Annotated in this window: 7 protein-coding genes; all 7 read left to right on the top strand. The window is 68.6% G+C overall.

All coding sequences use genetic code 11. The features are described 5' to 3' along the window. Positions 1 to 116: 116 nt before the first annotated feature. The gene (locus D180_RS15395; protein ID WP_017913501.1) at positions 117 to 1,325 is read left to right on the top strand and encodes a PLP-dependent aminotransferase family protein; all 1,209 of its coding nucleotides are present in this window, start codon (positions 117 to 119) and stop codon (positions 1,323 to 1,325) included. Between the two features lie 20 nt (positions 1,326 to 1,345). Beyond that, positions 1,346 to 2,062, top strand: coding sequence for an MOSC domain-containing protein (locus D180_RS15390; protein WP_017913500.1), 717 nt, complete (start codon positions 1,346 to 1,348; stop codon positions 2,060 to 2,062). Positions 2,063 to 2,389: 327 nt separating this feature from the next. Then, a complete protein-coding gene (gene dapB, locus D180_RS15385) occupies positions 2,390 to 3,106 on the top strand; it encodes a 4-hydroxy-tetrahydrodipicolinate reductase (protein ID WP_081616509.1) in 717 nt (238 codons plus the stop codon). 162 nt (positions 3,107 to 3,268) lie between these two features. Continuing rightward, a complete protein-coding gene (gene carA / locus D180_RS15380) occupies positions 3,269 to 4,423 on the top strand; it encodes a glutamine-hydrolyzing carbamoyl-phosphate synthase small subunit (protein WP_043091068.1) in 1,155 nt (384 codons plus the stop codon). Then, positions 4,423 to 4,848, top strand: coding sequence for a four helix bundle protein (locus D180_RS23090; protein ID WP_081616508.1), 426 nt, complete (start codon positions 4,423 to 4,425; stop codon positions 4,846 to 4,848). The genes carA and D180_RS23090 overlap by 1 nt, the downstream gene beginning before the upstream one ends. Positions 4,849 to 4,851: 3 nt before the next feature. Further along, on the top strand, positions 4,852 to 8,094 hold the full coding sequence (gene carB / locus D180_RS15375) for a carbamoyl-phosphate synthase large subunit (protein ID WP_017913497.1): 3,243 nt from the start codon (positions 4,852 to 4,854) through the stop codon (positions 8,092 to 8,094). Between the two features lie 8 nt (positions 8,095 to 8,102). Then, on the top strand, positions 8,103 to 8,488 hold a 386-nt coding region (greA, locus tag D180_RS15370; RefSeq protein WP_198526566.1), incomplete at its 3' end, for a transcription elongation factor GreA.

Here is an 8,488-nt window from a genome sequence, read left to right as displayed (position 1 = left end):
GGCTGCGACAGCTGCGGGCCGACGCCGCCGCGGCGGCACTGAGTCGCGTCGCCCGTTGCTGGCCGGCGCATCGCTTGTGCGCCGCACATGCGCGTCGCGATGGCGGCGACTATCCTATGCCGATGACCAGCCCATTCCAGTTCTCCCGCCGTGCGCAGGTGCTGACCAGTTCGGCGATCCGCGAAATCCTCAAGGTCACCGAACGGCCTGAAGTGATCTCCTTCGCCGGCGGCCTGCCGTCGCCGGACACCTTCCCGGTCGAGCGCATGCGCGAGGCCTGCGACAAGGTGCTGCGCGACGCGCCACAGGCGGCGCTGCAGTACGGCCCGACCGAAGGCTATCTGTTGCTGCGCGAATGGGTCGCGGCGCGGCTGAGCCGCGACGGCGCCCACATCCGTCCCAGCCAGGTGCTGATCACCACCGGTTCGCAGCAGGGCCTGGACCTGCTCGGCAAGGTGTTCATCGACGAAGGCAGCAAGGTGCTGGTGGAAACGCCCAGCTATCTTGGCGCGCTGCAGGCGTTCTCGCTGTTCCAGCCGGCGTTCGCGGCGATGCAGTCGGACGACGACGGCGTGGTGGTGGACGCGCTGGACGATGCGCAACTGGCCGGGGCGCGCTTCATGTACGTGCTGCCGAACTTCCAGAATCCGACCGGGCGGCGCCTGCCGCTGCACCGGCGCCAGGCGCTGGTGGCGCGTGCGGCCGAGGCCGGCGTGCCCATCGTCGAGGACGATCCCTACGGCGAGCTGTGCTACAGCGGCGACACGCTGCCGAGCCTGCTGTCGATGAACCCGGATGGCGCCATCTACATGGGCTCGTTCTCCAAGGTGTTCGCGCCGGGCCTGCGCCTGGGCTACCTGGTCGCGCCGGAGGCGGTGCACGCCAAGCTGGTGCAGGCCAAGCAGGCGGCGGATCTGCACACGCCCTCGTTCAGCCAGCGCATCGTCTACGAGGCGGTGCAGGACGGGTTCCTGGATGCCCACATTCCCGGCATCCGCGCGCTGTACGCCAGCCGTTGCGAGCAGATGCTGGCGGCCCTGGCCAAGTATTTCCCGGCGCAGGTGCGCTGGAACCGCCCGGCCGGCGGCATGTTCATCTGGGTCGAACTGCCGGAGGGCATGGACGGCGGCGCGCTGCTGAGCAAGGCGATCGAGCGCAACGTGGCGTTCGTGCCGGGCGCGCCGTTCTTCGCGGTCGCGCCGCAGCGCAATACCCTGCGACTGTCGTTCGTGACCGTGCCGGCCGAACGCATCGAGACCGGCGTGCGCATCCTCGGTGCGCTGCTGCAGGACGAGGTCGCTGCGCACCGGCGGGCGACGGCCTGAGTCCGGCGTCGCCTCCGTCGATGACGTCGTCCGATGCCGCCGTCGCGTCCTGGACCATCGACGCGGTCCTGGTCGGCCGCGCGCAGGCGTTCACCCGCCCAGGCAGCCGCAGCGCGATCGACAAGCGGCCCCAGGACGGACGCCTGCGCATCGGCCCGGAGGGGCTGGAGCTGGACGAGCAGGGCGACCGCCGCGTGCATGGCGGCCCCGACAAGGCCTTGCACCATTACCCGCGCGATCACTACCCGGCCTGGCGCGAGGAACTCGGCGCGCATGCCTTGCTGGATGCGCCGGGTGCGTTCGGCGAGAACCTCAGCAGTAGCGGGGTGACCGAAGCCGACCTGTGCCTGGGCGACAGGCTGCGCCTGGGGACGGCCGTGGTCGAGGTGTCGCAGTCGCGGCAGCCGTGCTGGAAGCTGTCCGACCGCTTCGGCGTGCCGGCGCTGGCGCGGCGCGTGCAGGACAGCGGCCGCACCGGCTGGTACTACCGCGTGCTGCAACCCGGCGAGGTCGCCGCCGGCGACAGTCTGTTGCTGCTGGAGCGTCCGTATTCGCAGTGGCCGCTGGCGCGGCTGGTCGGCCTGCTGTACCGGCGCGAGATCGACCCGGCGCAATTGCAGGAGGTGCTGGCGCTGCCGCTGGTGCCGAACTGGCGCACCCTGTTCGAGCGGCGCCTGGCGCAGCGTGCGGTGGAGGATTGGGACAAGCGCCTGTTGGGGCAGGCGGCGGCCGAGTAGGGCGGTTGATCGATCCGGCGAGCGTGCTCCCCCCTTGGCGGGAGTGGTGGCGTCGACAGGTGCATGCCCGATTGGGTGGGTGCAATGCGTCGGGGCTGAAGCCCCTCCCACAGGGGGTGTCCGATCGGCTGCGATGTCTCTTGGCAGGTGCCAGGTGCCTCGCCCGGCGGCTTTTTTGTCGCTTCCAGTGCCGCCACGCCCCTGTGGGAGGGGCTTCAGCCCCGACGAGGGAAGCATCGCCACGTCCGAGGTGGCGCGTGGGACGCTTGCGTCTCGGGCGCGCGCGCCCTCTGTCGCACCCGCGCGCAAACCGCTAGCCTTGTGCCGATGACGACTTCTCCGCTGCGTGTGTTGATCCATGGTGCGTCCGGCCGGATGGGCCAGGCGTTGTTGCGGCTGGCCGCGCAGGACCCGGCGCTGCAAGTGGTGGCCGCGGTGGTGCGGCGCGCGCCGGCGCAGCGGGTGATCGACGGCGTGCCGTACTTCGCCGCAGCCGAACTGGGCGGCGTGCCGGCCTTCGACGTGGCGATCGATTTCAGCCTGCCGCAGGGCTTCGACCCGGTGCTGGCCCTGTGCACCGCGCGCGGTGCGGCGCTGGTGTCCGGCACCACCGGACTGGAGGACGCGCAGCGGCAGGCGCTGGCCGCCGCCGCCGAACGCATTCCGCTGATCTGGGCCTCGAACTTCAGCTTGGGGGTGGCGGTGCTGCACGATCTGGTCGAGCGCGCCGCCGCGGCGCTGCCGGGCTGGGACTGCGACATCGTCGAATCCCACCACGTGCACAAGCAGGACGCGCCCTCCGGCACCGCGCTCACCCTCGGCGACGCGGCCGCGCACGGCGGCGCCACCCCGCGCTACGCCAGCCTGCGTGCCGGCGACATCGTCGGCGAACACCTGGTGCAGTTCGCCGGACTCGGCGAGCGGGTCGAACTGGTGCACCGCGCCAGCAACCGCGACATCTTCGCCCGCGGCGCGTTGCATGCCGCCGCGCGCCTGCCGGGGCGCGCGCCCGGGGCCTATCAGCTGCGCGACCTGCTCGGCTGAACGCGGTTTTCACATAAACGGCTGGCGCGGACCGCCCCGCGCCGGTACAATTCTCGCTCGCCTGTTACCCATCGCCACGGACCCGGAGAAGCGCCGAGTCCGCGGTTTCTTGCAGCCTGCAAGTTGGTGGGGCAGGGTTCCTCTCTCCCCAAGGCGAACCCCGTGACTCAACCCGCAATCCTTGTCCTTGAAGACGGCACCGTGTTCGAGGGCGAATCCGTAGGCGCTGCCGGCCTGTCCGTCGGCGAAGTGGTGTTCAACACCGCCATGACCGGCTACCAGGAGATCCTCACCGATCCCTCCTACGCCCGCCAACTGGTCACGCTGACGTATCCGCATATTGGCAACACCGGCTGCACCGACCAGGACGACGAGGCCGCCCAGGTCTGGTCCGCCGGCCTGATCGTGCGCGACGTGCCGCGCCGCCCCAGCAACTGGCGCAACCAGGTGGCGTTGCCGGACTGGCTGATCCAGCGCGGCGTGGTCGCCATCGCCGGCATCGACACCCGCAAGCTGACCCGCATCCTGCGCGAGAAGGGCTCGCAGAACGGCGCGCTGATGGCCGGTGAGGTCAATGTGGACACCGCGCTGGACGCGGCGCGCAAGTTCCCGGGGTTGAAGGGCATGGATCTGGCCAAGGTGGTCTCCACCGACAAGTCCTATCCCTGGCGCGACGGCCAGCTCGACCTGGACAGCAACGCCTTCGTCACGGCCGAGCCCAAGTTCAAGGTCGTCTCCTACGACTACGGGGTCAAGCACAACATCCTGCGCATGCTCGCCGAGCGCGGCTGCGAGGTGACCGTGGTGCCGGCGCAGACGCCGGTCGCCGAGGTGCTGGCGATGAACCCGCACGGCTTGTTCCTGTCCAACGGCCCCGGCGACCCGGCGCCGTGCGACTACGCGATCGCCGCGATCAAGGAACTGCTGGCGCGCAAGATCCCGACCTTCGGCATCTGCCTGGGCCACCAACTGCTGGCGCTGGCCGCCGGCGCGCAGACCCTGAAGATGGGCCACGGCCACCACGGCGCCAACCATCCGGTGCAGGATCTGGACAGCGGCCGGGTGATGATCACCTCGCAGAACCATGGTTTCGCGGTGGACGAGGCGACCTTGCCGGCCAACGTGCGCGTCACCCATCGCTCGCTGTTCGATGGCAGCAACCAGGGCATTGCGCTCACCGACGCGCCGGCCTTCAGCTTCCAGGGGCATCCGGAAGCCTCGCCGGGCCCGCGCGACGTGGCGCCGCTGTTCGATCAGTTCGTGTCGCTGATGCGGGACCCGGGACCCGGGACCCGGGGATCGGAAAAGGCCGCGTAATGGCGGTCTCCCATTTCCGGGATCTCGAAGTCTGGCAACTGTCCATGCAGCTCGCCGAAGCAGTCTATTCGTTCACAGCGTCATTGCCGCACGTCGAGCGTTACGGATTGACTTCGCAGCTGCAGCGTTCCGCGGTATCGATTCCTTCAAACATCGCTGAAGGCAACGCACGCGGCGCCACACGGGACTATGCGCGTTTTGTAGCGATCGCAACGGGATCGTGCGCCGAACTACAAACGCAGTTGTTGCTGGTCGAGCGGCTTGGGATGGGCAAACACGAAGAACTTAGCGTTGTGCTGCAGCTCTGCGAGCGCGTCAGCCAAATGCTTTCCAGATTGCAACAATCATTGCAGCGTCGGCTTGAATCCGGGTCCCGGGCCCCGGGTCCCGGGTCCCGCATTTCCGAGAACGTCGAGGATTATTGAACCATGCCACGTCGCACCGACCTCCAAACCATCCTCATCATCGGCGCCGGCCCGATCGTCATCGGCCAGGCCTGCGAGTTCGACTACTCCGGCGCGCAGGCGTGCAAGGCGCTGCGCGACGAGGGCTACCGCGTGGTGCTGGTCAACAGCAACCCGGCCACGATCATGACCGACCCGAACATGGCCGACGCCGTGTACATCGAGCCGATCAACTGGCAGACGGTCGAGAAGATCATCGCCAAGGAAAAGCCTGACGCGCTGCTGCCGACGATGGGCGGGCAGACCGCGCTGAACTGCGCGCTGGACCTGGCCGACCACGGCGTGCTGGAGAAGTACGGCGTCGAGCTGATCGGCGCCAAGCGCGAGGCCATCCGCATGGCCGAGGACCGCGAGCTGTTCCGCGTGGCGATGGGCGAGATCGGCCTGGAATGCCCGAAGGCGGCAGTGGCGCACACCCTGGAAGAGGCGCTGGAGATCCAGGCCACGGTCGGCTACCCGACCATCATCCGCCCCAGCTTCACCCTCGGCGGCAGCGGCGGCGGCATCGCCTACAACCGCGAAGAGCTGATCGAGATCGTCGGCCGCGGCCTGGAACTGTCGCCGACCAGCGAAGTGCTGGTCGAGGAGTCGGTGCTGGGATGGAAGGAGTTCGAGATGGAAGTGGTCCGCGACACCGCGGACAACTGCATCATCGTCTGCTCGATCGAGAACCTGGACCCGATGGGCGTGCACACCGGCGACTCGATCACCGTGGCACCGGCGCAGACCCTCACCGACAAGGAATACCAGCGCCTGCGCGACGCCTCGATCGCGGTGCTGCGCAAGATCGGCGTGGACACCGGCGGTTCCAACGTGCAGTTCGGCATCAACGCGCAGACCGGCCGCGTGGTGGTGATCGAGATGAACCCGCGCGTGTCGCGCTCCTCGGCGCTGGCCTCCAAGGCCACCGGCTTCCCGATCGCCAAGGTCGCGGCCAAGCTGGCGGTGGGCTACACCCTGGACGAACTGAAGAACGAGATCACCGGCGGGCTGACCCCGGCCTCGTTCGAGCCGTCGATCGACTATGTGGTCACCAAGATTCCGCGCTTCGCCTTCGAGAAGTTCCCGCAGGCCGACGCGCGCCTGACCACGCAGATGAAGTCGGTGGGCGAGGTGATGGCGATGGGCCGCACCTTCTCCGAATCGCTGCAGAAGGCCCTGCGCGGCCTGGAGACCGGCAAGATCGGGCTGGACCCGACCGGGCTGGACCTGAGCAGCGAGGACGACCTGGCCACGCTCAAGCGCGAGCTGAAGGCGCCCGGTCCGGAGCGCCTGTTCTACGTCGCCGACGCCTTCCGCGCCGGCATGAGCGTGGAGCAGGTACACGCGCTGTCGTTCATCGATCCCTGGTTCCTGGACCAGATGGAAGACCTGATCGCGCAGGAAGCGCAGCTGGCCGCCGACGGCCTCGGCGCGCTGGACGCCAAGCGCCTTCGCACGCTCAAGCGCGCCGGCTTCTCCGATGCGCGTCTGGCCGAGCTGTGCGGCACCAACGAGGCCGCGGTGCGCGCGCTGCGCCGCGCGCACAAGGTGCGCCCGGTATACAAGCGCGTTGATTCGTGCGCGGCGGAGTTCTCCACCAGCACCGCCTACCTGTACTCGACCTACGAGGACGAGTGCGAGGCCGCGCCGAGCGACCGCGACAAGATCATGATCCTCGGTGGCGGCCCCAACCGCATCGGTCAGGGCATCGAGTTCGACTACTGCTGCGTGCACGCGGCGCTGGCGCTGCGCGAAGACGGCTACGAGACCATCATGGTCAACTGCAATCCGGAGACCGTGTCCACCGACTACGACACCTCCGATCGCCTGTACTTCGAGCCGCTGACCCTGGAAGACGTGCTGGAGATCGTCGAGCTGGAGCAGCCCAAGGGCGTGATCGTGCAGTACGGCGGGCAGACCCCGCTGAAGCTGGCGCGCGCGCTGGAGGCCAACGGCGTGCCGGTGATCGGCACCTCGCCGGACTCGATCGACCTGGCCGAGGACCGCGAGCGCTTCCAGCAACTGGTCGACAAGCTCGGCCTGAAGCAGCCGCCGAACCGCATCGCCCGCAACGCCGACGAGGCGCTGGTGCTGGCGCGCGAGATCGGCTATCCGCTGGTGGTGCGCCCGAGCTACGTGCTCGGCGGCCGCGCCATGGAAATCGTCTACGGCGAATCCGACCTGGCGCGCTACGTGCGCGACGCGGTCAAGGTCTCCAACGATTCGCCGGTGCTGCTGGACCGCTTCCTCGACAACGCGGTGGAAGTGGACGTGGACATCATCGCCGACCACAGCGGCCAGGTACTGATCGGCGGCGTCATGGAGCACATCGAGGAAGCCGGCGTGCATTCGGGCGATTCGTCCTGCTCGCTGCCGCCGTACTCGCTGTCGCCGGCCACCCAGACCGAGCTGCGCCGCCAGGTGGTCGAACTGGCCAAGGCGCTGAACGTGGTCGGGCTGATGAACACCCAGTTCGCGGTGCAGGTCAACGATGCCGGCGACGACATCGTCTACCTGCTGGAAGTGAATCCGCGCGCCTCGCGTACCGTGCCGTTCGTGTCCAAGGCGATCGGCGTGCCGCTGGCCAAGATCGCCGCGCGCTGCATGGCCGGCAAGACACTGGCCGAGCAGGGCGCGCTGAAGGAGATCGTGCCCGACTACTACTCGGTGAAGGAGGCGATCTTCCCGTTCGCCAAGTTCCAGGGCGTCGATCCGATCCTCGGCCCGGAGATGCGTTCCACCGGTGAGGTGATGGGCGTGGGCCGCAGCTTCGGCGCGGCGTTCGCGCGTGCGCAGGAAGCCGGCGGCATCAAGGCGCCGCCGCTGGGCAAGGCCTTCGTGTCGGTGCGCGATCCGGACAAGCAGCGCGTGCTGCCGGTGGCGCAGGCGCTGGTCGAGCGCGGCTACACCCTGGTCGCCACCCGCGGCACCTGCGCCTGGCTGCAGCAGCACGGTCTGCAGTGCGAGCAGGTGAACAAGGTCGCCGAGGGTCGCCCGCACATCGTCGATCTGATCAAGAACGGCGAAATCGTGTATATCGTCAACACCACCGAGGGCCGGGCGGCGATCTCCGACTCGTTCTCGATCCGCCGCGAAGCCCTGCAGCATCGCGTCACCTATTCGACCACGGTCGCCGGCGCGCGTGCGCTGGTGCATTCACTGGAATTCCGCGGCACCGGTCCGGTCTGGGCGCTGCAGGAACTGCACAAGGAGCTGGAAGCGTGAGAGCCCCGATCACCATGCAAGGCGCGCAGCGGTTGCGCGAGGAACTGGATCACCTGAAGTCGGTCAAGCGTCCCGAGGTCATCACCGCGATCGCCGAGGCGCGTGCGCACGGCGACCTCAAGGAGAACGCCGAGTACCACGCCGCGCGCGAGCAGCAGGGCTTCATCGAAGGCCGCATCAAGCAGCTGGAAAGCGAGCTGTCGCACGCCGAGGTCATCGACGTCAGCAAGCTGGCGGTCGGCAGCAAGGTGGTGTTCGGCGCCACCGTGACCCTGGCCGATGTGGAGACCGACGAAGAGAAGCGCTACCAGCTGGTCGGCGACCTCGAAGCGGACATCAAGCTGGGCCTGATCGCGATTTCCTCGCCGCTGGCGCGTGCGCTGATCGGCAAGAT

The organism is Xanthomonas sp. SHU 166 (assembly GCF_000364685.1).
In the GTDB taxonomy this organism is placed as follows: domain Bacteria; phylum Pseudomonadota; class Gammaproteobacteria; order Xanthomonadales; family Xanthomonadaceae; genus Xanthomonas_A; species Xanthomonas_A sontii.
Note: the sequence above shows the minus strand (reverse complement) of the source record. Positions and strands in the feature narration are given on the sequence as shown.

Excerpts from the sequence above, each read along its gene's own strand:
- D180_RS15395 (WP_017913501.1), top strand. The coding sequence starts at position 117 with ATGCCGATGACCAGCCCATTCCAGTTCTCCCGCCGTGCGCAGGTGCTG.
- D180_RS15390 (WP_017913500.1), top strand. The coding sequence starts at position 1,346 with ATGACGTCGTCCGATGCCGCCGTCGCGTCCTGGACCATCGACGCGGTC.
- dapB (WP_081616509.1), top strand. The coding sequence starts at position 2,390 with ATGACGACTTCTCCGCTGCGTGTGTTGATCCATGGTGCGTCCGGCCGG.
- D180_RS23090 (WP_081616508.1), top strand. The coding sequence starts at position 4,423 with ATGGCGGTCTCCCATTTCCGGGATCTCGAAGTCTGGCAACTGTCCATG.
- carB (WP_017913497.1), top strand. The coding sequence starts at position 4,852 with ATGCCACGTCGCACCGACCTCCAAACCATCCTCATCATCGGCGCCGGC.